This window comes from Mesorhizobium sp. M0045 (assembly GCF_040323385.1).
In the GTDB taxonomy this organism is placed as follows: Bacteria; Pseudomonadota; Alphaproteobacteria; order Rhizobiales; family Rhizobiaceae; genus Mesorhizobium.
The window spans coordinates 139,016-162,319 of record NZ_JAMYUY010000008.1; the positions used below are offsets into that span (position 1 = coordinate 139,016).

The 23,304-nt window shown below is 62.3% G+C and carries 32 protein-coding genes; 21 read left to right on the forward strand and 11 right to left on the reverse strand.

Annotated features, from left to right (window positions below):
* Positions 1-102 precede the first annotated feature (102 nt).
* From NKJ72_RS15395 to NKJ72_RS15405, 3 genes are all read left to right on the forward strand, one after another.
* Positions 103-276: a hypothetical protein gene (locus tag NKJ72_RS15395; protein WP_023719167.1), complete on the forward strand. Its 174-nt coding sequence runs from the start codon at positions 103-105 to the stop codon at positions 274-276.
* Positions 277-401: 125 nt separating this feature from the next.
* Positions 402-830, forward strand: a complete 429-nt coding sequence (locus NKJ72_RS15400) for a VOC family protein (RefSeq protein ID WP_352477929.1) — start codon at positions 402-404, stop codon at positions 828-830.
* Between the two features lie 78 nt (positions 831-908).
* Positions 909-1,262, forward strand: a complete 354-nt coding sequence (locus NKJ72_RS15405) for a DUF1428 domain-containing protein (RefSeq protein WP_352477930.1) — start codon at positions 909-911, stop codon at positions 1,260-1,262.
* Here the strand turns inward: NKJ72_RS15405 and NKJ72_RS15410 are convergent.
* The 3 genes from NKJ72_RS15410 to NKJ72_RS15420 all read right to left on the reverse strand — a co-directional run bounded on the left by NKJ72_RS15410 (position 1,249) and on the right by NKJ72_RS15420 (position 3,547).
* On the reverse strand, positions 1,249-2,904 hold the full coding sequence (locus NKJ72_RS15410) for a tetratricopeptide repeat-containing sulfotransferase family protein (protein ID WP_352477932.1): 1,656 nt from the start codon (positions 2,902-2,904) through the stop codon (positions 1,249-1,251). The genes NKJ72_RS15405 and NKJ72_RS15410 overlap by 14 nt on opposite strands.
* Positions 2,905-3,087: 183 nt before the next feature.
* Entirely contained in the window at positions 3,088-3,354 is a 267-nt protein-coding gene (locus NKJ72_RS15415) for a DUF1488 family protein (protein WP_254819211.1), read from the reverse strand.
* Positions 3,355-3,364: 10 nt separating this feature from the next.
* The gene (locus tag NKJ72_RS15420) at positions 3,365-3,547 is read right to left on the reverse strand and encodes a hypothetical protein (RefSeq protein ID WP_352477934.1); all 183 of its coding nucleotides are present in this window, start codon (positions 3,545-3,547) and stop codon (positions 3,365-3,367) included.
* Between the two features lie 336 nt (positions 3,548-3,883).
* Here NKJ72_RS15420 and NKJ72_RS15425 point away from each other — a divergent pair, with 336 nt between their 5' ends.
* The 4 genes from NKJ72_RS15425 to NKJ72_RS15440 are packed head-to-tail and all read left to right on the forward strand — an operon-like array spanning position 3,884 to position 4,832.
* Complete coding sequence (locus NKJ72_RS15425; RefSeq protein ID WP_352477936.1) at positions 3,884-4,150, forward strand: hypothetical protein; 267 nt, start codon at positions 3,884-3,886, stop codon at positions 4,148-4,150.
* Positions 4,147-4,392: a hypothetical protein gene (locus tag NKJ72_RS15430; protein WP_254819208.1), complete on the forward strand. Its 246-nt coding sequence runs from the start codon at positions 4,147-4,149 to the stop codon at positions 4,390-4,392. The genes NKJ72_RS15425 and NKJ72_RS15430 overlap by 4 nt, the downstream gene beginning before the upstream one ends.
* A 45-nt stretch (positions 4,393-4,437) precedes the next feature.
* Positions 4,438-4,575, forward strand: coding sequence for a hypothetical protein (locus tag NKJ72_RS15435; RefSeq protein WP_254819207.1), 138 nt, complete (start codon positions 4,438-4,440; stop codon positions 4,573-4,575).
* 32 nt (positions 4,576-4,607) lie between these two features.
* Positions 4,608-4,832, forward strand: coding sequence for a hypothetical protein (locus tag NKJ72_RS15440; protein ID WP_352477938.1), 225 nt, complete (start codon positions 4,608-4,610; stop codon positions 4,830-4,832).
* A gap of 10 nt (positions 4,833-4,842) precedes the next feature.
* On the opposite strand, the gene NKJ72_RS15445 is transcribed toward NKJ72_RS15440, so the two are convergent.
* Positions 4,843-5,238 carry a Kazal-type serine protease inhibitor family protein gene (locus tag NKJ72_RS15445; protein WP_352477940.1) on the reverse strand — a complete coding sequence of 132 codons (396 nt, stop codon included), beginning with the start codon at positions 5,236-5,238 and terminating at the stop codon, positions 4,843-4,845.
* 498 nt (positions 5,239-5,736) lie between these two features.
* Between NKJ72_RS15445 and NKJ72_RS15450 the strand changes: the two genes are divergently transcribed.
* The 3 genes from NKJ72_RS15450 (at position 5,737) to NKJ72_RS15460 (ending at position 6,990) form a co-directional block, all read left to right on the forward strand.
* Complete coding sequence (locus NKJ72_RS15450) at positions 5,737-5,949, forward strand: cold-shock protein (protein WP_006202520.1); 213 nt, start codon at positions 5,737-5,739, stop codon at positions 5,947-5,949.
* A 224-nt stretch (positions 5,950-6,173) separates the two neighbouring features.
* Complete coding sequence (locus NKJ72_RS15455; RefSeq protein WP_006202521.1) at positions 6,174-6,386, forward strand: cold-shock protein; 213 nt, start codon at positions 6,174-6,176, stop codon at positions 6,384-6,386.
* Positions 6,387-6,579: 193 nt separating this feature from the next.
* Entirely contained in the window at positions 6,580-6,990 is a 411-nt protein-coding gene (locus NKJ72_RS15460) for a BA14K family protein (protein ID WP_254819204.1), read from the forward strand.
* A gap of 69 nt (positions 6,991-7,059) precedes the next feature.
* Here NKJ72_RS15460 and NKJ72_RS15465 read toward each other — a convergent pair whose 3' ends face one another.
* The 3 genes from NKJ72_RS15465 to NKJ72_RS15475 all read right to left on the reverse strand — a co-directional run bounded on the left by NKJ72_RS15465 (position 7,060) and on the right by NKJ72_RS15475 (position 9,242).
* On the reverse strand, positions 7,060-7,701 hold the full coding sequence (locus NKJ72_RS15465; RefSeq protein WP_352477943.1) for an MBL fold metallo-hydrolase: 642 nt from the start codon (positions 7,699-7,701) through the stop codon (positions 7,060-7,062).
* Positions 7,702-7,891: 190 nt separating this feature from the next.
* On the reverse strand, positions 7,892-8,203 hold the full coding sequence (locus NKJ72_RS15470) for a hypothetical protein (RefSeq protein WP_254819202.1): 312 nt from the start codon (positions 8,201-8,203) through the stop codon (positions 7,892-7,894).
* Positions 8,204-8,348: 145 nt separating this feature from the next.
* Positions 8,349-9,242 (reverse strand): branched-chain amino acid aminotransferase, encoded by an 894-nt coding sequence (locus NKJ72_RS15475; protein WP_292661281.1) that lies wholly within the window; start codon positions 9,240-9,242, stop codon positions 8,349-8,351.
* A 244-nt stretch (positions 9,243-9,486) separates the two neighbouring features.
* Here NKJ72_RS15475 and NKJ72_RS15480 point away from each other — a divergent pair, with 244 nt between their 5' ends.
* The 4 genes from NKJ72_RS15480 (at position 9,487) to NKJ72_RS15495 (ending at position 13,413) form a co-directional block, all read left to right on the forward strand.
* Complete coding sequence (locus tag NKJ72_RS15480; RefSeq protein WP_023719182.1) at positions 9,487-10,014, forward strand: MarR family winged helix-turn-helix transcriptional regulator; 528 nt, start codon at positions 9,487-9,489, stop codon at positions 10,012-10,014.
* Entirely contained in the window at positions 10,001-10,720 is a 720-nt protein-coding gene (locus NKJ72_RS15485) for a response regulator (protein ID WP_023678415.1), read from the forward strand. The genes NKJ72_RS15480 and NKJ72_RS15485 overlap by 14 nt, the downstream gene beginning before the upstream one ends.
* Positions 10,721-10,769: 49 nt before the next feature.
* Entirely contained in the window at positions 10,770-12,185 is a 1,416-nt protein-coding gene (locus tag NKJ72_RS15490; RefSeq protein ID WP_352477946.1) for an ATP-binding protein, read from the forward strand.
* Positions 12,186-12,390: 205 nt separating this feature from the next.
* Positions 12,391-13,413, forward strand: a complete 1,023-nt coding sequence (locus tag NKJ72_RS15495) for a glycosyltransferase family 4 protein (RefSeq protein WP_352477948.1) — start codon at positions 12,391-12,393, stop codon at positions 13,411-13,413.
* Positions 13,414-13,425: 12 nt separating this feature from the next.
* Here the strand turns inward: NKJ72_RS15495 and NKJ72_RS15500 are convergent, their stop codons facing one another.
* The 3 genes from NKJ72_RS15500 to NKJ72_RS15510 form a co-directional block, all read right to left on the reverse strand.
* The gene (locus tag NKJ72_RS15500; protein ID WP_352477950.1) at positions 13,426-13,785 is read right to left on the reverse strand and encodes a tRNA-binding protein; all 360 of its coding nucleotides are present in this window, start codon (positions 13,783-13,785) and stop codon (positions 13,426-13,428) included.
* Positions 13,786-13,791: 6 nt separating this feature from the next.
* Positions 13,792-14,292 (reverse strand): type III secretion system chaperone family protein, encoded by a 501-nt coding sequence (locus NKJ72_RS15505; RefSeq protein ID WP_023678420.1) that lies wholly within the window; start codon positions 14,290-14,292, stop codon positions 13,792-13,794.
* Positions 14,293-14,623: 331 nt separating this feature from the next.
* The gene (locus tag NKJ72_RS15510) at positions 14,624-14,926 is read right to left on the reverse strand and encodes an accessory factor UbiK family protein (protein ID WP_352477952.1); all 303 of its coding nucleotides are present in this window, start codon (positions 14,924-14,926) and stop codon (positions 14,624-14,626) included.
* Between the two features lie 130 nt (positions 14,927-15,056).
* Between NKJ72_RS15510 and lgt the strand changes: the two genes are divergently transcribed.
* From lgt to NKJ72_RS15540, 6 genes are all read left to right on the forward strand, one after another.
* On the forward strand, positions 15,057-15,908 hold the full coding sequence (gene lgt / locus NKJ72_RS15515; RefSeq protein ID WP_352477954.1) for a prolipoprotein diacylglyceryl transferase: 852 nt from the start codon (positions 15,057-15,059) through the stop codon (positions 15,906-15,908).
* Entirely contained in the window at positions 15,905-16,993 is a 1,089-nt protein-coding gene (locus NKJ72_RS15520) for a class I SAM-dependent methyltransferase (protein WP_352477956.1), read from the forward strand. The genes lgt and NKJ72_RS15520 overlap by 4 nt, the downstream gene beginning before the upstream one ends.
* Before the next feature lie 138 nt (positions 16,994-17,131).
* Positions 17,132-17,920, forward strand: coding sequence for a peptidoglycan editing factor PgeF (gene pgeF, locus NKJ72_RS15525; RefSeq protein WP_352477958.1), 789 nt, complete (start codon positions 17,132-17,134; stop codon positions 17,918-17,920).
* The gene (locus tag NKJ72_RS15530) at positions 17,920-19,071 is read left to right on the forward strand and encodes a M24 family metallopeptidase (protein ID WP_023678425.1); all 1,152 of its coding nucleotides are present in this window, start codon (positions 17,920-17,922) and stop codon (positions 19,069-19,071) included. The genes pgeF and NKJ72_RS15530 overlap by 1 nt, the downstream gene beginning before the upstream one ends.
* Positions 19,072-19,125: 54 nt before the next feature.
* Positions 19,126-19,746, forward strand: coding sequence for a hypothetical protein (locus NKJ72_RS15535; RefSeq protein ID WP_352477960.1), 621 nt, complete (start codon positions 19,126-19,128; stop codon positions 19,744-19,746).
* 251 nt (positions 19,747-19,997) lie between these two features.
* Complete coding sequence (locus tag NKJ72_RS15540; RefSeq protein WP_352477961.1) at positions 19,998-20,933, forward strand: ribose-phosphate pyrophosphokinase; 936 nt, start codon at positions 19,998-20,000, stop codon at positions 20,931-20,933.
* A 114-nt stretch (positions 20,934-21,047) separates the two neighbouring features.
* Here NKJ72_RS15540 and NKJ72_RS15545 read toward each other — a convergent pair whose 3' ends face one another.
* Positions 21,048-21,914 carry an AraC family transcriptional regulator gene (locus NKJ72_RS15545; RefSeq protein WP_352477962.1) on the reverse strand — a complete coding sequence of 289 codons (867 nt, stop codon included), beginning with the start codon at positions 21,912-21,914 and terminating at the stop codon, positions 21,048-21,050.
* 130 nt (positions 21,915-22,044) lie between these two features.
* On the opposite strand from NKJ72_RS15545, the gene NKJ72_RS15550 reads away from it, so the two are divergent.
* Positions 22,045-23,280 carry an MFS transporter gene (locus tag NKJ72_RS15550; RefSeq protein ID WP_352477963.1) on the forward strand — a complete coding sequence of 412 codons (1,236 nt, stop codon included), beginning with the start codon at positions 22,045-22,047 and terminating at the stop codon, positions 23,278-23,280.
* Positions 23,281-23,304 lie beyond the last annotated feature (24 nt).

The window sequence follows — 23,304 nt, forward strand, 5'->3', positions numbered from 1 at the left end:
AAATTGCGGAAAAAAATCCGGCGCTCTGTCGGATGATGATCGCATGCCACGTCCTTGGGACGCCGACACGGTGATGCCGGCGCCAATCGAGGAGAAAGCATCATGTCTATTCTGTCATCCATAGGTCACGCCGTGACGCGTTACTCGGCGGCTCGCGCCCGTTATCGCAGCGAACGCGCCATCCTTTCATTGCCGATCGAGTTGCGCAAAGATATCGGCTGGCCGGAAATCGTCGTCGACGCGCAAAACAGCCCGCGGATTCGCATCGAAGGTTGAAAGGTGGCAGTTGGCCGTCGCGGCAGGCGCCATTTCGAATCCAAACCATCGGCCGTGTAGGATCTTCGCCGTTCCGTTCGTCCTGTGGTTCGCAAAGGCCAACCAGACGCAAAGAGGAGCATGACATGAATGATCAGCCGCAGACCCAGTCCGCCGCCAAAGTGCTTGGCGGATTGACGCCCTACCTTCAGCTGGACGGCGCTTTCAAAGCCGCAGAATTTTACCAAAAGGCCTTCGGTGCCGAGCAGGTCTTTGCCTATCCGCCGGATGAACAGGGCCGCACCATGCATATCCATCTCCACATCAACGGTTCGACCCTGATGCTTTCCGACTTCTATCCCGAGCATGGAATGGCCCCTGTGAAGCCGCAGGGCTACACCATGCAGCTCCATCTCGGCAGCGACGACATCGACGCCTGGTGGAAGCGGGCCATCGAGGCGGGTTGCGAGGCAGTCGTGCCGTTGCAGGTGATGTTCTGGGGCGACCGCTGGGGCAATATGCGTGATCCGTTCGGCGTCGAATGGGCAATGAACGCACCGGTGAAAGCAGCTTAACATCCAACACAGGCTGTGTCTGAAATCACCTCTCCCCGCTCTAAAGGGAGAGGAAAACGATCACATGGAGGAAGTCAGATGTCCTATGTCGACGGTTTCGTGCTGGCCGTGCCCAAGGCAAATCTCGATGGCTACAAGAAAATGGCGCAGACGGCCGGCGCCGTCTGGAAGGAGCATGGCGCGTTGGCCTATGTCGAATGCATTGGCGACGACGTACCCTATGGCGAGCTCACCTCGTTCCCGCGCGCCGTGCAGGCCAAGGAAGACGAGGTCGTCGTCTTCTCCTGGGTCGTCTATGAATCCAGGCAGCATCGTGATGCGGTGATGGCCAAGGTGATGGCCGATCCGCGCCTCAAGCCGGACTGGGAGACCATGCCGTTCGACGGCAAGCGCATGATCTTTGGCGGTTTTCAGCCCTTCATCGAGCTGTAGGCGCCCCTCGATCAAGTTTATTGAGCAGCGGCTTCAGCCGGTCGCCATAGCGCTTCCACAGATCGACCGAGCCCTGATACATCGGCTGGCGCACTTGCGCGGCCGACGCCGTGCGCACCGGCCGGTCGGTCTGGTGAAACGACAGCACGGCGTCGTCCCATGGGAGGCCGAGATGGGCGATCAGCGCCCGCGACTGGCCTTCCTGGTCGGCGACGAAATCCTCGTAGCGAACGTCGTGCACGACATCAGGCAGCACGGCGTGCCAGTGCGCCATGATATCGGTGTAGAGGTTGTGGAAATCGGCGAGCTCGTCGAGATCGTAGCCGTAGCGATGGCTGTCGCCGCGAAAGTGCACCTTGTAGATCGACAGGCAGGTCGCCGCCGCATCGCGCGCGCAATGGATGATCTTAGCCTTCGGCAGCATCATATGGATGAAGCCGACCAAGAGGAAGTTGCCGGGCATCTTGTCTGTGACGTGCCGAAAACCTGGATAGCGGGCGCGCAGCATGTCGAGATATGCCTGGCCGGCCTCAGCATAGGCCTTGTCGGGCATGTCGGCGATGCCCCAGGGAAAGCCGCCCTTCATGCTGAGCGGAAACTGCTTACCGACCGCCGTCTTCAATATGCTGAGCTCGCCGGCGCCATAGACCTGCGGATGGCTGGCGATGATCTGCTCGACCAGCGTGGTGCCGGATCGCGGCATGCCGACAACGAAGATCGGCGTGTCGTCGGCGATCCCGCCCGGCCTGTGTTTTTCAAAAAAGGTCTTGTCGAATACGGCCTTCATCGCCTCGAACTCGCCGCGCGTCTTGCCGGCGTCGTAGTCGATGCCCTGGCGGCGGATCGCGTTGCCTTCGGCGAAATAGTCGAAAGCGCGGCCATAATCCCTGAGGTCGTCGTTGGCCTTGCCGAGGCCGAAGGAAAGCTGCATGCGCGCCAGGCTGCCTTGCGCCGCCTTGGCGTGCTCCGCCTCCATGCGGGCAAGCTCGGCGTCGCGCTCCTTCTGGCGCTTGACCTGGGTGAGCATCAGCCAGGCCCTGGCCATGCCGGGGTCCACCGCCAGCGCCTGCCTGAAAAGATCCGCAGCCTCGTCGAGATTGCCCTTTTCCATCAGCCCGACGCCCAGGCCGTGCAAAAGATCGGCATCCTTCGGCCGGATCGTCAGCGCCTCGCGAAAAACAGCCAGTGCTTCATCCAGCCGGCCCGCTTCCTGCAGCGTTTCGGCAAGCCCGACGCGGGCGCGGACATGGAACGGGTTGCGGCCGATCGTGCCCCGATAAATATCTTCGGCGCCTTCGAATTGGCCGAGCTGCTTCAGCGACGAGCCGAGATTGTCGCGCGCCGCCAACTGGTCCGGCCGAATCGCCACCACCTTGCGGAAGAGATCGGCGGCGGCCGCTACCCGGCCGAGGTCGCGCAGCACGGTGCCGAGATTGTTGAGGAAATCCGGATTGTTCGGCTGCAGACGCACCGATTGTTCGATCAGCGCCAGCCCCTCGGCGCTGCGCCCGGTCTCGTGCAGCAGAAGCCCGAGGAAATGCGCAGCAGCGGGGTGGTTGGCCTTTTGCGCCAGCACCTGACGGTAAAGCGCCTCGGCTTCCTGCCGGCGCCCCGCCTGGTGCAGCTGCAGCGCCCGCTGCACGTGCTGGTCGAGCCCCAGCGGCGGCTGTCCGCCTGAGCCGTAACGCGTGCCTGCCGGTTGTCTCGGATCTCTGTTGATGGGAAACCTGCCGTGTTGTCCGCCTGCCGCGATCTAGGCCATCGCTGCGGCACGTGCAAGAGCAGACGGCGGTCGCTACGAAGCAAACCTCCGAACCCGGGGAACTTACCGAAAGTCGGCCGGCGTCAGCACATACATGTTCTTGCGGCCGTGCGAGTAGGCTTCGCGCGCAATATCGTGGATCGACGAACGCTTGGCGTCGAAGGCACTGAGGAATTCGGCTTCGGCTCCGCTTGCAGCCGGGTTTACCGTCGAAAGTGCCGTAACCTCGATAAAGAACGGGACTTCGAACATGCCGTCATGCCCGACGAAACGAACGCGCTTGGCTGCAGCGTCGTAGGACCGGCTGGGATTGGGAAAATTGAGTGTCATGGCTTGCGCGTCAAATCAGGCGGTTGCTTTCGGCAAGCTGGCGCGCCCGCCGCACCGTGCCGTCGGTGTCGGCAATCCTTCGCCTTGCCGCCTCGTCGCTTCTTATCGTGAGGCGCGGCGATATGACCTTTGTCGGCTTGACGACAGGATCGACTGCAACTGTCGGGACATTCGCTGTTCTTACGGAACTCATGACTCTATTCCCTTCATACCTAAATAAACACAAATGCCGGAGGAACTCTTCCGGAACTTCTTCAAACAATTTTTGAGATGCCCGGCACCGTATCATCGTTTCGCAAATAACCATAGAAAAGTAATTTTACGTTGGTAGCGGCAAAAAGCCGGAATCTTCTTGAATAAGCCGCATTTTCAGAATATTGGTATGGAACCGTTTTTGGGCCGTGCTTGGTCCCCTCGCGGCGTCAGGGGTTCTCGGCCCGCCAAAACTCATTCAAATCGCCGATACCCGATACCGCAATGCAGGCCCCGTTTTCAGGGCCAGGCCGGAAAGAAACTTCAAGGCACAAGAATGTCTGCCCGCACCACTCATTCCATCGCGCATTTCGCGGCACCTTTCGTGCTTGGCGGGCTAGATGGCGTGCAGCCGGCCGGCGACTATGACATCGACCACGACGAGGAACTGATCGACGGCATGTCGTGGCTTGCCTGGCGCCGCGTCGCCACTTTCATCCATCTGCCGTCAAGGACGGTGAAAAGCCCGACCAGCCAGCTTGTCGCCGTCGACCACGCCGAACTCGAAGCAGCGCTTCGGCACGATCAGGAGAACGTTACATGATCCGCTTCCAGCAGAGTGCGCGGCGCACGGATACGCCGTCGCATATCTTCACCGTCGGCCAGACCGTCCGCATGAAGAGCCGCATCGGCCTTGTCCAAAAGACCGCGGAGCTGTTCCAGATCAAGAGCCGGCTGCCGGTCAAGGACGGCTCGCCGCAATACCGCATCCGCAGCGAGCAGGAGACCTACGAGCGGGTCACGACGGAAGATAATCTCGAACCGGTCGACAACCCGGCCGGCTGAGCGATAGCACTCTCGACATTACCACCCACGCACGAGGGATCAGAAATGGCCAAGGGTCAACAGCGAAGCAACCGCGAGACACGCAAGCCCAAGAAGGACAAGGTGGCTGCAAAGCCGGCCTCGCCGTTCGGCTCGGCGGTCAAGCAGGCGGAGACCGGTACGAAACCCAAGTCCAAAGGCTAGGGTCGATCGCAGACAATCTGCTGGAGGCGTGCTTGAACTTCGTCATCGAGTTCTACCGCTCGCGCGATGCCGACGAAGCGACACTCGATCGGGTGTCGCTGGAGGCGCCGAACCTGCGCGCCGCCCTGCAAGGCGCCGCCACGCTGCTTCACACGTTGATGATGCCGCAGATCCCCGATCGCCTGCGCATCTCCAACGAGGACGGCGCCGAGCTCTACGTCGGCCCCGCCGATGGTGTCTATCCGGACGAACAGTGAGGCCGGTGCGCTAGCACGGCCCATCATCGACGACCCGATAATCAGCCGCGCGGGCCTCGCATTCATTGGGGAACGTGCGCAGTTCGCCATGGCGACGGGCACAGACCGGGCGGTATTCGCGGGTACAGAATGTCTGCTCCCCGCCGCCACCACCGCCACGGCACTCGCCTTCACGGATGATGCGGTATCCGGCGCGTTCGGCAAGGCAGGCGTTGGCGAAGGTCTGGCGGTCCCCGCCGCGCCTTGCGCAGACCGGGTCATATTGCCTGGTGCAGAATTGCGGTCCCGGCCGTGGCGGGCGCGGCCCCGGCCCCTCATCGACCACGACGGTGCAGGCCGCGAGAATTGCCGACAGGAACAGGATAGAAAAACCCTGCCGCGAGAAGATTGCCGCAAGAAACCGCATGAATGTTCCCTCCCTCGAAGCTCGTGCCTGCACAAATGGTGCCTGCGTCCGGCCGATCCTCGTCATTCCGCCGCCAAATGCAACCCCTGTTTGCAACGGGCGGCATGGCCAACCAAGGCGGTATGCCGGCGCAAAGGCAAAACAGCACCGGCCCCGCTTGCTGGACCATGCCTGGGCTGCGTCTGGCCGATGACCGCGCGGAGAACCGGGACTATCGGTGCGATGCGTCGGGATGCGCCTATTGGGCCGCCCGCGGCTCTATCTTGCAAGCATCACGTTTCCGTGCGATAAATTTTGTGTTCGGGCATTTGCGACCCGGAGAGCGGAACGTTTTGGACGACCTTTCCCCGATACTGTGAATCTCTGACAGCCCCGTTTTCGGCGGGGGGTTTTACCATGCGCCAGTGCATGACTGCCGAAGCAACCACCGGGACTTGCCCACGGCGCCAGGCGGCGGGCGGAACCACCAAGACTGACACGGGTGAAGGAGTTTCCCCAATGGCCCAGACCGGCACCGTTAAATTCTTCAACGCTACCAAAGGCTTCGGCTTTATCACGCCCGATGGCGGCGCCAAGGATGTGTTCGTCCACATCTCGGCGATCGAGGCTTCCGGGCTGCGCACGCTCGTCGACGGTCAGAAGGTCACCTTCGATGTCGAGCCCGACCGTATGGGCAAGGGTCCGAAAGCGGTCAATCTCCGCGCCGCCTGAACGGCGGCGTGCCGCGCGTCCTTTCGGGTGTGAGGATGCTGCAAGGCTTTGTGTGACGTGAATTTTATAAAGGCGCGGCGGTTTTCGTCGCGCCTTTTGTGTTCTGGGATGCTTGCCGGCACCCGCAAAACTTTCTCTTGCCGATGGCACTAAAATAAAGGACAAATTTCCGTCCGGGCATTTGCCGGCCCGAGACTGGACTTGTGGGATCAAAGGAGCTTCCCATGCCGCAGACCGGCACCGTCAAATTCTTCAATCACGCCAAGGGCTTCGGCTTCATCACGCCGGACGACGGGGCAAAGGATGTCTTCGTCCATATTTCGGCCGTGCAGGCGTCGGGTCTTCCCGGTCTTGAGGATGGGCAGAAAGTGACATTCGACACCGAGCCGGACAAGCGCGGCAAGGGTCCGAAAGCCGTCAACCTGTCGATCGGCTGAACCGGCCCTGGACAGAATGGACGCGGGCCGGTCTGGCCTGCGGTGTTTGCCGCACGCTTGAATCGCCCGGTTGGATGAACCCGCCTGGCCAAATTTCGTTCAGCCCCCGTTCAGCCACGGTCCCATATTAATCTTCGTTAAAGCCGGACCGCATCCCCCGAAAACGACCCGGGCCGGCACGAAGGAGACCGACATGAACCGAATTTTCAAGACTGCCATCCTGTCCGCCGCGGTCGTTGCGACCACGCTTGCGACCTTGCCCGCGGCCAGTGCCGATGAATGGCGCCATCACCGCCGGCACCACGGCAACGGCGACGCCGTTGCGGCAGGCGTGCTCGGCCTTGCGGCCGGTGCCCTGATCGGCGGTGCGCTCGCCAGCCCGCAGCCCCGCTATTACGACCCGGCCTATGATGATGAATACTACCGGCCTGCCCCGGTGCGCCGTTATTACGTGCAGCCGCGAGTGGCCTATGCCGAAAGCTATGCGGAGCCCTGGACCCGCGGCTGGTACGAATACTGCTCGGACCGCTACCGGAGCTTCAACGCGCGTACCGGCACGTTCACAGGCTATGACGGCGAACAGCATTTCTGCACCGCCAATTAACGGAGGCAGTTTCCTGCCGGAAAAAAGCGCGGTCGCACAGGCCGCGCTTTTTTGTTTCCGGCAAGCGGTTCAGATCAGGAACGGATTGCTCCGCCGCTCCTCACCAAAACGGCCGCCGGGACCGTGGCCGCAGATGAAGCCGATGTCGTCGCCCAACGGCAAAAGCTTCTCCTTGATCGAGGCGATCAGCGCGGCGTGGTCGCCGCCCGGCAGGTCGGTGCGGCCGACCGAACCGCGGAACAGCACGTCGCCGACATGCGCGAACTTCGCCGCCCGGTTATAGTAGACGACGTGGCCGGGTGCGTGGCCCGGACAATGGAGCACCTCGAACGCGTGTGAGCCGAACGAAACGGTCTCGCCTTCGGCAAGGAACCGGTCGGGGACACAGTTGCGCACGGGATCGGTGATGCCGTAGCGCTTCGCCTGGTTCTCGAGATTGGCGAGCAGCGGCCGGTCGGCGGCATGCGGGCCGATGATCTCGATACCGAGCGCCTCCTTCAGCTCCATGGCCCCGCCGGCATGGTCGATATGGCCATGCGTGATCCAGATCGCGCCGGCAGTGATCGCATTGTCCTCGAGGGCCGCCAGCACCTTGTCGATGTCGCCGCCCGGATCGACGACAACGCCTTGCCTGTCGTCCATGTCGAAGAGGATGGTGCAGTTCTGCTGGAACGGCGTGACCGGCACGATGCCGGCGTTGAGCTGACCCATATTCGTCCTTTCACGCGGTCGGAGCGCTGCGCGCCCCCTCGAACGCGTCAGGAAAGCCCTAACCTTACCCTGATGTAGAGACACACGCGAACGGCGTCCACCGCTCCACAAACGGCAAACGGAAAAACGCAAAACGGAAAACGAAATGGGCGGCCGAAGCCGCCCATTTAAAACCCTGAAACGTCAAAGCTTATTTCTTCATCGCGTTCATGACCGCACCGATGATGCCGGTCAGGATGGCGCCGCCGCCGGCACCGCCAACGATATTTGAAATGTTCAACGCGCTGCCTGCCCCTGCCGCCGTGGCCGCGGCTGTCGGATCGACCGCGCCACCCAGCAGACTGTTGAGGATGGCCGCACCGCCGACGCCGCCAACAGCGCCGCCCAGGATTTTGGTAAGCTGCCCCATCGCCGCCGTCTTGATAGCCGCGCCAACCGCCTGACCACCGATGATACCCGTAATCACCTGAATAATGATCGGAAGAAGCGTGTTCATATCCATATTTCCAGTCCCTCCATAGCTGCCAGCCTCCCGGGCCGACCCCATCATGAGACGCCGAATTGTGTGAAAGTCAAATGCAGAAGCGCTTAAATAAAAAGGGCGGCCCGAAAACCGCCCTTACTAGTTAAAAAAGCTGTGACTTTCGTTATTCTGCAGCGATTGCGTGCTTGGGCTGAACGGCCGCAGAATAGTCATTCATCAGCGTCTTGGCGATTTCGCCGACCTCGAATCGGTATGGACCGATCTCCGAAACCGGCGTCACCTCGGCTGCCGTCCCGGTGAGGAAGCACTGCTGGAAGCCTTCAAGCTCTTCCGGCATGATGGCGCGCTCGATCACCTCCAAACCGCGGTCCTTGGCAAGGCCGATGACCGTGCGGCGGGTGATGCCGTCGAGGAAGCAATCGGGCTTGGGCGTATGGATCTTGCCGTCCTTGACGAAGAAGATGTTGGCGCCTGTCGCTTCCGCCACCTGGCCCCGCCAGTCGAGCATCATAGCGTCGGCATAGCCCTTGGCCTCGGCGGCATGCTTGGACATGGTGCAGATCATATAGAGGCCGGCCGCCTTCGATTTCGACGGTGCGGTGCGCGGGTCGGGGCGGCGCCATTCGGCCATGTCGAGGCGGATGCCCTTGAGCTTCTGCGCCGGGTCGAAATAGCTCGGCCACTGCCAGATGGCGATGGCGCAGTTGATCCGACTGTTCTGTGCGGAAACGCCCATCTGTTCGCTGCCGCGCCACGCGATCGGCCGGACATAGGCGTCCTGGAAACCTTGCTTCTTCAACAGCGTGCGGCAGGCGTCGTCGATCTCGGCGACCGAGTAGGGTATCTTGAAGCCAAGCAGGCGCGCCGATTCATGCAGGCGTTCGGTGTGGTCGGTCAGCTTGAAAATTTCGCCCCCATAAGCGCGCTCGCCCTCGAATACCGCGCTGGCGTAGTGCAGCCCGTGGGTCAAGACGTGGATCTTGGCGTCGGCCCATTTGACGAATTCGCCGTTCATCCAGATAAAGCCGTCCAGTTGGTCGAAGGGAACGGATGCCATGGTAACCTCCCGCGGGCGGCAGCCCGCACAGTGTCGTTGCGTGTTTCGCCTCGGCCGCTGCGGACGGCCATTGTCTCAAAGCGTAGGCGGATATTTAAGGTCTGGCAAACTCAGGAAGTTCCGGAAAAAACGGCTTCGCTTGCCTTTTCGTTCGCAATCCGCCGAAAAGCTTGCCAAAAATTACCATCGCGCGGAAAATACGTCAATAGTGCTGACATAATTTCCTGCTTCACACGGAGAAAAGATGACGAGCCACGCAGCCGCAGAGCCGATCAGGACGGCGATCACCGACGAGGACGGCATCGATTTCGCCATCATCGAGTTGTTCTTCTTCGCCTATCGCGACTTTACCTCCGATCCGGACCAGATCCTGGCCGATTACGGTTTTGGCCGCGCCCATCATCGGGTGTTGCATTTCGTCAATCGCCGGCCCGGCCTGACGGTCGCCGAGCTCCTCGACGTGCTCAAGATCACCAAGCAGAGCCTGGCGCGCGTGCTCAAGCAACTGATTGACACCGACCATATCGTGCAATTGCAGGGCCCTCGCGACCGCCGCCAGCGCGAGCTTTATCCGACGGCCAAGGGCCGTGCGCTGGCGCTGGCGCTGGCGCGGCCACAGTCGCGCCGCATCCATGCTGCATTGGAAGATTCCGGAGCCACCGAACGCGCCGTTATCGAACGGTTCCTTGAAGCGATGGTCAATCCGGAACTAAGGGCGCAGATCGACATTGTGCCCGCAAAGATGTCAGGGAAAAGCCATGGAGACCATTGAGAGGGTTGATCATCCGACAGCACCGGAAGACGACGCGCCGCATCTGCTGGTGGTCGACGACGACACCCGTATCCGCAATCTTCTGAAACAGTATCTGACCGAAAACGGCTTTCGCGTCACCGTCGCCGGAAATTCCGGCGAGGCGCGCCGAAAGCTCGCCGGCCTCGACTTCGATCTGATCGTGCTCGATGTCATGATGCCGGGTGAAAGCGGCGTCGATCTCACCAAGGCGCTGCGGGCGGAGAAAAACGTACCGATCCTGATGCTCACCGCACTGTCCGAAACCGACAGCCGGATCACCGGGCTCGAGGCCGGCGCCGACGACTATCTGCCTAAACCGTTCGACCCGCGTGAGCTGATCCTGCGTATCAACAATATCCTGCGCCGCGGCGGCCCCGCGACGACGCCCAAGGTCGAACAGCTGGTCTTCGGTCCCTATACGTTCCAGATCGCCAGGCGTGAGCTGAAGCGCGGCGGAGAGGCGCTCAAGCTGACCGACCGCGAGCAGGAAATCCTGGCGATCTTCGCTGCCCGTGCCGGCGAGACGATACCGCGGCATGAGCTTGTCGGCGACGAATCCGAGGTCGGCGAGCGCACGATCGACGTCCAGATCAACCGGCTGCGCCGCAAGATCGAACGCGATCCGTCCAATCCGGTCTGGCTGCAGACCGTGCGCGGTATTGGGTATCGGCTCAGCGTGGAATAGAATGCGCCGACAGCGGCCCTTTGCCGGGTCCCGGTGAGCGAAAAGACGAATGGCGACCACGCAACTCGAACGGCCGGGAGATGGCGGCTTCGGCGCCCGCGCGACGCGGGCGCTGAAGGCCGTGCCGCGCGCCTGGAACCGTTTCTGGCGCCTGGTGTCGCTTTACATGCCGAAGCGGCTCTATGCCCGCTCGCTGATCATCGTCATAGCGCCAATGATCATGCTGCAGTCGGTCGTCGCCTTTGTCTTCATGGAGCGCCATTGGCAGACCGTGACGCAACGCCTGTCACAGGCCACGGTGCGCGACATCGCCGCCATCATCGACCTGATAGATACCTATCCGCATGACGCCGACTACGCGAACGTCATCCGCATCGCCCAGGATCGCATGCAGCTGAAGGTCGACCTCCTCCCCCCCGACCCGCTGCCGCCACCCGGGCCAAAGCCGTTCTTCTCGATCCTCGACGAGATCCTTTCGTCCGAGATCACCCGCCAGATCAACCGTCCGTTCTGGATCGATACAGTCGGCAATTCCAATATCGTCGAGGTCCGCGTCCAGCTTGAGAACAAGGTGCTGCGGGTCTTCGTGCGCCGCAGCCAGGCCTATGCGTCGAACACCCATATTTTCCTGATCTGGATGGTCGGCACCTCGCTGGTGCTGCTGATGATCGCCATTCCCTTCCTGCGCAACCAGATCCGGCCGATTCTGACGCTGGCCGAGGCGGCCGAGAGCTTTGGCAAAGGCCGGCCGATGCCGCGCGATTTTCGCCCGCGCGGCGCCGAGGAAGTCCGCCGCGCCGGCTTTGCCTTCATCCAGATGCGCGAACGCATCGAACGCCAGCTCGAGCAGCGCACCGCCATGCTGAGCGGCGTCAGCCACGATCTGAGGACCATCCTCACCCGCTTCAAGCTGCAATTGGCACTGGCCGGGACCAAGGCGGCCGACACCCAGGCACTCGACCAGGACATCGACGACATGCAGTCGATGCTGGAAGGTTACCTTGCCTTTGCACGCGGCGAAGCATCGGAAGATGCCGGCCGGTTCGACCTCGAAGCCTTCTTCGACAAGCTTCGCGAGGAAGCCGCGCTGCGCAAGCGCAAGCTGTCGACCGTACTTACCGGCGATCCGCACGTCCACGTGCGCCCCAATGCCTTTGCCCGGCTGCTCTCCAATGTCGTCGGCAATGCATTCCGCTATGCCAAGACGGTGGAGATCAACGCCAATCATGGACGCGGTTCGCTGCTCGTCACCATCGACGACGACGGTCCGGGCATTCCGCCCGAAAAGCGGGAGGATGTATTCAAGCCGTTCGTGCGGCTCGACGAGGCCCGCAACCTCGACGCCAGCGGCACCGGCCTTGGCCTCTCCATCGCACGCGACATTGCCCGCAGTCATGGCGGCGACATCGTCCTCGAACGCAGCCCGCTCGGCGGCTTGCGGGCGGTGATCAAGGTTCCGGCTTGACGGCAGCAAGACCCGGCCTTCATTCGCCCGTCATGAAACCATGGTGAAGAGCGCCAATGAAGCGCGCGATCCTGATTGATTCGGCCCTGCGGCCTCATTTCGACCCCGCGCCTGCCCGGGTGCGCCGGTGCGACGCCAGAGCTGCGGCGTGGTCGCCGCTCAGGCATCGCGGCAAGCCAATCAAGCTTGCCGCCAAGGGACCGCCATGCGCATCCTGATGGTCACCGACGCCTGGCGCCCGCAAGTCAACGGCGTCGTCCACACGCTGGAGCGCCTCTCGGAGACCCTGAAATCCTTCGATGTCGAGACGGATTTCCTGACGCCCAACATCTTTCGCACCCTGCCTCTGCCGACCTATCCCGATATCAGGCTGGCGCTGACGACGCCGCACCGCGTGGCGCGGCTGATCGAGGCGCGCAAGGTGGACCACGTTCATATCGTCACCGAAGGACCGCTCGGCATTATGGCCCGGCGCTACTGCCGCAACGCCGGCCGCCCGTTCACGACCAGCTATCACACACGTTTTCCGGAATATCTGAGCGCACGCCTACCGGTGCCTGAAGCATGGGCCTATCGCTGGCTGCGCGATTTCCATAATTCAGGACAGGGAACGCTGGTCGCCACCCAGTCGCTTGCCGACGATCTTGCGGCGCGCGGCTTCACCAAGCTCCGGCCGTGGACGCGCGGCGTCGACACCGATCATTTTCGGCCGGATAAAAGAAAGGACCTGGGATTTCCCGGACCGATCTTCCTCTGCGTCGGCCGCGTCGCGATCGAAAAGAACCTGCCGGCCTTTCTCGACCTCGACCTGCCGGGCAGCAAGGTGGTCGTAGGCGAAGGGCCGGAACTAGCGAAGCTGAAGGCCAGATATCCCGATGCCCATTTCCTCGGCCATCGTCCGAATGACGAGCTGGCCGAGATCTACGCCTCGGCCGATGCCTTCGTCTTCCCCAGCCGCACCGACACATTCGGCAACGTCATCATCGAGGCGCTGGCCAGTGGCACGCCGGTCGCAGCCTATCCCGTCACCGGACCGATCGACATCGTCGGAGACGGCATCGGCGGCGCGGTATCGGACGACCTGCGGCAAGCAGCGCTCGCCGCCCTTCACGTCGACCGCGCCGAGGCGCGGCAACGCGCGATGCGCTACAGCTGGAAGGCCTGCGCGGAAATGTTCATGGAAACGGTTGAAGAGGCGCTGGGCACCATGCGTAAACTGGCTGCGTGAGCAACAGCGCAGCTAGAACAACCTGCCTCCGTCCGGCACCTTGCGCTCGATCGCGCCAAGCACGACGGCGCCCTCTTCATCGGGAAAGCCTAGCGTCAGCACTTCCGACATGAATGGCCCGATCTGGCGCGGCGGGAAATTGACTACAGCGAACACCTGCCGGCCGATCAGGGTTTCGGGCGTATAGTATTTTGTGATCTGGGCCGAGGATTTCTTCACCCCGATCTCGGGACCAAAATCGATTTTCAACTTGATCGCCGGCTTGCGCGCCTCGGGAAAAGGCTCGGCCTCTACGATCGTGCCGGCGCGGATGTCGATACGGTCGAAATCGGCAAAGCTGATTTCGGGTTTTCGCGTGTTGCTCGAACTCATCGACGGTCAGGCGTTTCCGTAGGTTTCGAACAGCACGCCGGCCAACGCATCCTTGGCCGAAGTCCCCGACCAGACGACGAACTGGAACGCCTGGAAATAGCATTCGCAGGCTTCCAGCGCCGACGACAGCAGCACCTCGACCTGCTGGCTCGACGGCTCGACCCCACCGGCCAGCAGCAGCGACTGGCGGAACATGATGGCGCCTTCCTGCTCCCAGAGGTCGAAATGGCCAAACAGCATCTGCTCGTTGATCAGCGAAAGCAGCCGCATCACCTCGAGCGCGCGCGCCTCAGGCACCTTGATGTCGAAGGCGCAGGCCAGGTGCAGCGCCTCGTAGTCCTCCATCCAGGAGAATGAAACGTGGTAGTCGGTCCAGCTTCCGGCAACCGAAATCGAGATCTCGTCGTCGCCGGCCCGTTCGAAGGACCAGTCGTTGTTGTGCGCCACCTGCTCGATAACATCCACCGGATGGATTTCGCGGGAGAATTCGAGTTCGAGAAGTTCCATAAAATGCTTCCTGTCGTTCTGGGAGCGCCACCACACGCTCCGCGGGAGAGGCACACTCGAACAATTCTGCCTAGAACTCGGACGGCCAGGACTTCGTCAACGCAAAGACCCCGGACCGGACCCCACCGCCCGGCGCATGACCCTGCTCCGAATCATGCAACAAATTCAGTCTATTGATCGGGAGTCGCGTGACCAGCCAAATTTTTCGCACTGCGTCATTCGCATGTGGAAAGGCGATGTCACAAAGATTCACGCAGTACCGGTAAGCGATTCACGACAAAGCGCTTTTTGCGATCCGGCTTTGTGGAAAAGTTTAACGATTTATTTCTGATTATTTTTTTGCACGCGGCTTTGCCGCAGCCACAGGCGCTGCTTGACCGGTCAATTCGGCAAGCCTGGCCTCGAGCGCCTCGATGCGAGCGGCGAGGCGGGCGTTTTCTTCCCTGGCCTTCGCCGCCATGTCGCGAGCGGCTTCGAATTCCTCGCGCTGCACCACGTCCATGGAGTTGAGTATGCGCTCGGCCTGGCCCCTGAAGGCGGTCTCCACCTCGCGCCGCACGCCTTGCGCGGCACCGGCTGCGTCGGTCATCAGCTTGGCGAATTCATCGAGAATGCGGTTCGGTCCGGTCGCCATGGCAAATCCTCGCTTGGTTGAATTGACGTAGTGGCGCACCATTCGGAATGCAAGCATATGCTTGCCTTGACCCCGCCAAAAGCCTGCCGCATGGTCCGCGCCCGAACCTGATTGGAACCTGGAGACCCTGTTGAGCGAATATTTGCTGCCGCTGGCCGCCCTGCCCTTTCCCAACATTGACCCGGTCATCGTCCGGATCGGACCACTGGCGGTGCATTGGTACGGCGTCGGCTATATCGTCGGCATTCTGTTCGCCTGGTGGTATGCCAAACGCCTCGTCACCAACCCAAAACTTTGGCCCGACGGCACCCTGCCGATGAAGCCGGTCGACCTCGACGACTTCATCGTCTGGGCAGCCATCGGTGTGGTGCTCGGCGGACGCACCGGCTACGTGCTGTTCTACGACCTGCCGCGCTACATTGCCAATCCGCTCGATATCGTCGCCGTCTGGCAGGGCGGCATGTCGTTTCATGGCGGCCTGCTCGGCGTCATTCTCGCAATGACGCTGTTTTCCCGGTCTCGCGGCATCCGCACATGGTCGCTGTTCGACGTGGTTGCCGCCGGCGTGCCGGTAGGGCTTGGCCTCGTTCGCCTGGCAAACTTCATCAATTCCGAACTATGGGGCCGACCGACCGACGTGCCATGGGCATTCGAATTCCCCAATGGCGGCCCATTTGCACGCCATCCGAGCCAGATCTATGAGGCGCTGCTCGAAGGCCTGGTGCTGTTCCTGATCCTGCGCTTCCTCACCCATTCCAGGCTCAAGCTGAAGACGCCGCGCTTCGTCGGCGGCGCCTTCATCGCCGGCTATGGCGCCTCGCGCATCTTCGTCGAATTCTTTCGCGAGCCCGACCAGCAGCTTGGCTACCTCCTTGGCACGGGCTGGCTGACCATGGGAATGGTGCTGTCACTGCCGATGGTGCTGGCCGGCATCTGGGCCATGGCTACAGCCAAGCCGGTGACAAAACCGCAGCCGGCATGACGCGGCTGAAGACCCGCATCGCCGAGCTGATCGGTGCGGTGGGACCGATCCCCATCAGCGAATACATGGCGCTCTGCCTGTTCGATCCGAAGGACGGCTATTATACGACACGCGAGCCGTTTGGCGCCGCTGGCGACTTCGTCACCGCGCCGGAGATCAGCCAGATGTTTGGCGAGCTGGTCACTGTCTGGCTCTATCAGGCATGGCTGGCGATCGGCCGGCCGACGCCGGTTGCCATCGCCGAAATCGGCCCCGGCCGCGGCACGCTGATGAGAGATATGCTGCGCACGCTTTCGCGGCTCGATCCGACGCTTACCGCCAGCGCATCGTTCGCCTTGATCGAGACCAGTCCGCGGTTGACCGAGGTCCAGAAACGGACGCTTGCCGGGACGTCGGCCACCATCGCCTGGCATGAGGCCGTCGAGACGCTGCCGCAGGGGCCGCTTCTGATTGTTGGTAACGAGCTGTTTGACGCGCTGCCCATCCGGCAGTTCGTCCGCGCTGGAGCCGGCTGGCGCGAACGGATGATCGGTCTCGACGATGCGAACCGGCTGCGCTTTTTCGTCGGCGCCGGCTCGCTCGACCCGATGCTGCTGCCGGAGGGTGCCGAGAATGCGCCGCAAGGTGCCATCGTCGAGGTGGCGCCAGCCCGCGCTGCCCTTATGGCGGCAATCGCCGGGCGACTTGCCGGATTTGGCGGCGCCGGCCTTTTTCTCGACTACGGTCACCTCCAGCCCGGGATCGGCGACACCTTGCAGGCCTTGCGCAAGCACGGCCATGAGGACGTGCTGGCCAATCCGGGGCAGGCCGATGTCACCGCCCATGTCGATTTCGCCGCCCTCGCGGCCACCGTTCGGGCACACGGCCTCGATGCCCACCTCTCCACGCAAGGTGAATTCCTGCTCAAGATGGGGCTTCTCGAACGGGCTGGCCGACTCGGCGCCAATGCCGATGAGGCAGCTCGCGAAAAGATCGCGGCCGACGTCGAGCGCCTCGCCGGCCCGCAGGGCATGGGCGAACTCTTCAAGGTGCTTGCCGTCCTCCCCGCAGGAATTGCCGTTCCGCCGTTTCCAAGCACGGATTGACTTTTCGCTGCCGCCTCTCTCACTCTCCCGTCTCCGACTAGCGCCCGACATCAACTTCGCCAGCCTTCAACCGACCAGCCTTCAACTGCGCCCCTTCAACTCGCTTGACGAAATCGCCCATAGGACAACAAAGCCGCCATGCTGAATCAGACCAAACCGGATCCCGTTCGGTCGCCCTTGCTGGAAACGGCGCAAGGCATCCGCCACGGCTACTTCACGCGAGTCGGCGGCATTTCCAGCGGCATCTACCGGGGCCTCAACATCGGGACCGGTTCGAACGACGAACAGACGCTGGTGTGCGAAAATCGCCGCCGGGTCGCCGAATGGATGGGCGTGCCTGCAAACCATCTGCTGACCGCTCACCAGGTTCATTCGCCGGACGTCGTCATTGCCAGGGAGCCTTTTGCCGGCGAGCGGCCCAAGGCCGACGCCATTGTCACCGACCGGCCAGGCATTGCCGTCGGTGCCTCGACCGCCGACTGCGGACCGGTCCTCTTCGCCGACGCCGAGGCGCGCATTATCGGCGCCGCCCATGCCGGCTGGAAAGGCGCTTTCACCGGAGTGCTGGAAAACACCGTTGCGGCAATGGAAAGCCTCGGCGCCCGGCGCGACTGCATCGTCGCAGTGCTCGGTCCTTCGATCGGCCCACGGAATTACGAAGTCGGACCGGAATTCGTCGCCCGTTTCGTCGACGCCGATGCCGGCAATGCTCGCTATTTCGTGCCCTCTGCAAATGCCGGACATGCGATGTTCGATCTCAACCGCTACACGGTCGACCGGCTGACCAAGGCTGGCGTCAACGCCGAAGGACTTGGCCGCTGCACCTATGCCGAGGAAGAGCTTTTCTACTCCTATCGGCGCAGCACGCATCGCAACGAGCCCGACTACGGGCGGCAGGTTTCGGCAATCGTTTTGGAGGCTGACTGATGGCGCTGCATTTCGAACGCTCGGAATTCGACGCGCGGCGCGATCGACTGATGATCGAGATCGCTGAAAAGAAGCTCGACGCCGTCCTGCTGTTTGCCCAGGAAAGCATGTATTGGCTAACCGGCTACGACACCTTCGGCTTCTGCTTTTTCCAGTGCCTGGTGGTCAAGGCCGACGGCTCGATGGTGCTGCTGACGCGTTCGGCCGACTTGCGCCAGGCGCGCCACACCTCGATCATCGACAACATCGTTTTGTGGACGGATCGTAACGGCGCCAATCCGGCGGTCGACCTGCGCAATCTGCTCAACGAACTCGACCTGCTCGGCGCCCGCATCGGCGTCGAATACGACACCCACGGCCTGACGGCCTATAATGGCCGGCGCCTCGACGAGCAGTTGCAGACCTTCGGGCAGATCGCGGATGCCTCCGGCATTGTCAGTCGGCTACGGCTGTTCAAGAGCCCGGCAGAAATCGCCAAGGCGGAAAAAGCCGCAAATCTGGCCGACGACGCGCTGGACGCAGCACTGCCGCTGATCAAGCAGGGCGGCGATGAGGCGCTGATCCTCGCCGCCATGCAAGGTGCGATCTTTGCCGGCGGCGGCGATTATCCGGCCAACGAGTTCATCATCGGCTCCGGCGTCGACGCCCTGCTTTGCCGCTACAAAGCCGGCCGCCGCAAGCTCACCAAGAACGACCAGCTGACGCTCGAATGGGCCGGTGTCTTCCACCACTACCATGCGGCAATGATGCGCACGGTGTTGACCGGCAAGGTATCGAAACGCCACCAGGAATTGTTCGATGCCGCCCGCGCCGCGCTACTTGCAGTCGAGAAGGCGATGACGCCCGGTAATACGTTCGGCGACGTGTTCGACGCCCATGCCCGCACCCTCGAAGCCCACAATTTGACCAAGCACCGGCTCAATGCCTGCGGCTATTCGCTCGGCGCCCGCTTCACCCCGTCCTGGATGGACATGCCGATGTTCTATCAGGGTAATCCCGAACCGATTGCGCCGAACATGACGCTGTTCGCCCATATGATCATCATGGACTCCGAAACCGAAACCGCGATGACGCTTGGCCGTACCTATCTGACGACCGAATCCCAGCCTAAGCCGCTGTCCCGCCATGATCTCGACTTGATCGTGCAGTGAATCCATAATGGAAAGAGTGTGAGGGGCGTTCGTCGCCAAGGAGTTTTCAGGCTAATGAGACGATCGCATGTGACGACCGTGTCATTGCTCGTGGCGCTGGCGCTGGCGGCCTGCACCAATGCGAAGGACGTTCTCGAACCGTCGGCCATTGCCCCGCAATCGACGCAATCGCTCTCCGGAGCCGGAAGTGCCGCAACGCCCCCCGCAACTCCGGCTCGGCCTGCCGGCACCGCGCAAACGGCAGATACAGCGCAGCCTTCGGCTGCAGCAGCCGTGCCACCCGCCAAAAGCGCGGCTGCCATTGCGCGGACCCGGCTGCAGGTGGCGCCGATCGTCGGCGCCTCGGTAGAAGCCGCGACACCGCTGACCGCCGAGCTTCAGACACGCGCCAGGCAGCGCGGCATCACCTTGGCCGGCAGCACCGACCAGACCCCAACGCATGTGCTCAAGGGCTATTTCTCGACCATGACGGAAGGCAAGGACACCACCGTCATCTACGTCTGGGACATCTATGACCCGGCCGGCAACCGGCTGCATCGCATCAACGGCCAGCAGAAAGCGCCCTCTGTCGGCGGCGGCGAAGGCTGGGCGGCGGTCGCCCCGGCCACCATGCAGGCAATTGCCGACCAGACAATCGACCAGTTCGCCACGTGGCTTGGCGGCGGCGCCGGCTGACATGGAGCATAATTCCGAAAGTGAATCCGGTTTTCGGAAGAGACCATGCTCAGACTGAAAGATAGAGCTATCCCCGATTCCGTCGGCATCGAAGTGGACCTATCGCCGCATCGTCAAGCCGTAAGCGTTTATTGAGATTAGCCGGCGGATTCCCATTCACGACGCTTGCAATACCGGCGCGGGCCGCTAAAAGCCCGACTAAGAGGCTGGAGTGCTATCGGAGTCTCTCAATCCTTCGCCAGGAACGGTGCATGAAGCTCTTCGCGGGCAATTCCAACAGGGTGCTGGCCGAATCAGTCGCCCGCTACCTCAACATTCCGCTGGGCAAGGCCAGCGTCAGGCGCTTCGCCGACCAGGAAATCTTCGTCGAGATCCAGGAGAATGTGCGCGGCGAGGACGTCTTCATCCTGCAGTCCACCTCGTTCCCGACCAACGATCATCTGATGGAACTGCTCATCATGATCGACGCCTTCATGCGCTCTTCGGCCAAGCGCATCACTGCGGTTATTCCTTATTTCGGCTATGCCAGGCAGGATCGCCGTGCCTCGGGGCGCACACCGATCTCGGCCAAACTGGTCGCCAACATGATCACGAGGGCGGGCGTCGACCGGGTGCTGACCCTGGATCTCCATGCCGGCCAGATTCAAGGCTTCTTCGACATCCCGACCGACAATCTGTTTTCCGTGCCGGTCATGGCCCGCGACGTAAAGGCGAAATACAAGCAGCTTGCCAATGTCATGGTGGTTTCGCCGGATGTCGGCGGCGTGGTCCGCGCCCGCGCGCTCGCCAAGCGCATCGATGCCCAGCTCGCCATCGTCGACAAGCGCCGCGAGCGCCCCGGCGAATCGGAAGTCATGAACGTCATCGGTGACGTGCGCGGCAAGGATTGCCTCTTGATCGACGACATCATCGATTCGGGCGGCACGCTGTGCAATGCAGCCGATGCGCTGCTTGCCGACGGCGCCACCAGTGTCACCGCCTACACTACCCATGGCGTTTTGTCCGGCGGCGCCATCGCCCGCATCGGCGCCTCGAAACTGCAGGAACTGGTCATCACCGATTCCATCCAGCCGACCCAGGCAGTGCTCGACGCCGCCAATATCCGCGTCGTCTCCATCGCCGAACTGATGGGCGAGGCGATCTCACGCACGGCGACCGAGGAATCGGTGTCGAGCCTGTTCGATTAATGCATGTCCGCGCAAAACTGTGCAGCGGTTTTGCGATAACGACATGCATGAAAACAAGAATCCAAAGCGCGTCGCATGAGGCCGGTCGAACGCTACGCGCTTCAGGGCTGCGACTCAGGCCGAGCCGGACCGCTTATTCGCCGCACCTTCGCCAGCATCACGGGCGCCCCGCATGTAACCGCGTGGCGAGGCTCCCAGCATGCGCTTGAACATGGTGATGAACGCCGGCACGCTGTCATAGCCGAGATCGAGCGCCACCCTTGTGATCGGCTCGCCGTCGGCCAGCCGTGGCAGCGCCGCGAACAGGCAGGCCTGCTGACGCCAGGTCGACAGCGACAATCCCGTCTGGCGGTGGAACGCGCGGGTGAAAGAGCGGCGGCTCATGCCAACGATAGCGGCCCATTGGTCGATCGTCGCATGCGGTGACGGTGCCGAGACGAAGCGCCGGCACAGCGCTGCCAGCCTTGCGTCGGACGGGAACGGCAGTCCGAGCGGCCGTTCCGGCAGGTTCGGGATTTCGTGCAGCAGGAGCTTCATGATCAGCCCGCCCCGCCCCTCCAACTCCGCGCCCTGCGGCAGCTTTTCCGATTCCACGATCAGGCTGTGCATCAGATCGGTGATACCGACGACGCGCAACCCGTCCGGTAGGCCGGGAATGGCCTCCGGCATCACATAGACGGACCGCATGCTGACGTCGCCCAGCATCTCGACGGAATGTTCGGTGCCGGCGGGGATCCACATCGCGTGGTCCGGAGGCACCATCCAGCGCCCATGCCGCGTCGTTACCAGCACGACCCCGACCAGCGCGTGCAGCAACTGACTGCGGCTGTGATGGTGCCGTGGCACATGGTAGCCGTCCGGATATTCGGTCGGCAGCGCCACTGCCGGCCCAACGGCCTGCTCCAGCCATTGCCAGCGACGCTCATGCAACAACCCGAGATCACCGTCGCCCGCTTTAAACATTTCCCTGCCATGCGGCATCAGCTATGGCCCACTTGCGAAACTATTGGACCAAACCACGAAAGAAGTCGCGTGACAAGCAACGTATAAGGCAACCGGCCCCATAAGACCGCGTGCGGAAGTGCCCGCCAAAAAGACCACGGAGCATGCCTTGACAGATACCACAGCAATCGCCGAGGGCGAGCCGGCAGCGGCCGGCCACATCTCAGCTCAGGCGACGGCCTTCACCGTCATCCTGGCGGTGAGCTTCTGCCATTGCATCAACGACATCATGCAGTCGCTGCTGTCGGCGATCTATCCGCTGCTGAAGGACAATTACGGTCTCGATTTCTGGCAGATCGGCCTCTTGACTTTCACTTTCCAGGTGACGGCATCCTTGCTGCAGCCGGTGATCGGCATGATCACCGACAAGCGGCCGATGCCTTATTCGCTGCCCTACGGCATGGCCTCCTCGTTGATCGGACTGGTCGTGCTGGCCTACGCCGGACACTATTTCCTGCTCCTCATCGGCGCCTCGCTGATCGGTATCGGCTCGGCGATCTTCCATCCGGAATCCTCGCGCATCGCCCGCTTCGCCTCCGGCGGCCGGTTCGGTCTTGCGCAGTCGCTGTTCCAGGTCGGCGGCAATTTCGGCCAGGCTATGGGGCCGCTGCTGGCAGCCTTCATCGTCGTGCCCTTCGGCCAGACCAGCATCGCCTGGTTCGCCGGCGGCTCGCTGATCGGCATCATCGTGCTGTGGCAGGTCGGCGGCTGGTACAGCCGCCTGCGTGCCGCACAGGGCACCCGCAAGGCGGCAGGTTTCGTCTCGCCCTTCCCGCGCCGCAAGGTGATGGGAGCGCTGCTGGTGCTGACGCTGCTGGTACTGACCAAGAACGCCTATATTTCCAGCCTTGCCAGCTACTACACCTTCTATTCCATTCATAAGTTCGGTGTTTCGGTGCAGATGTCGCAAGTCATGCTGTTCCTGTTCCTCGGCGCCTCTGCCCTGGGCATCCTGCTCGGCGGCCCGTTCGGCGACCGCTACGGGCAGAAGGCGATGATCTGGTTCTCGATCGTCGGCGTGCTGCCCTTCACGCTGGCCCTGCCCTACGCCAATTTCGAGTGGACAATGGTTCTCACCGTGCTGATCGGCCTGATCCTGTCCTCGGCCTTCTCGAACATCGTCGTCTTCGCCCAGGAACTGGTGCCCGGCCGCGTCGGCATGATCGCCGGCATCTTCTTCGGCTTCGCCTTCGGCATGGGCGGCATCGCCGCCGCCGTGCTTGGCGTCGTCGCCGACCTGAAAGGCATCGATTTCGTCTTCCAGGTCTGCTCGTATTTGCCGCTGCTCGGGCTACTGACGGTGTTCTTACCGAACATGCGGAAAGCCAGGAAGGTGGAGCATTGACCACGAGCAGGTGACACGTCGGGT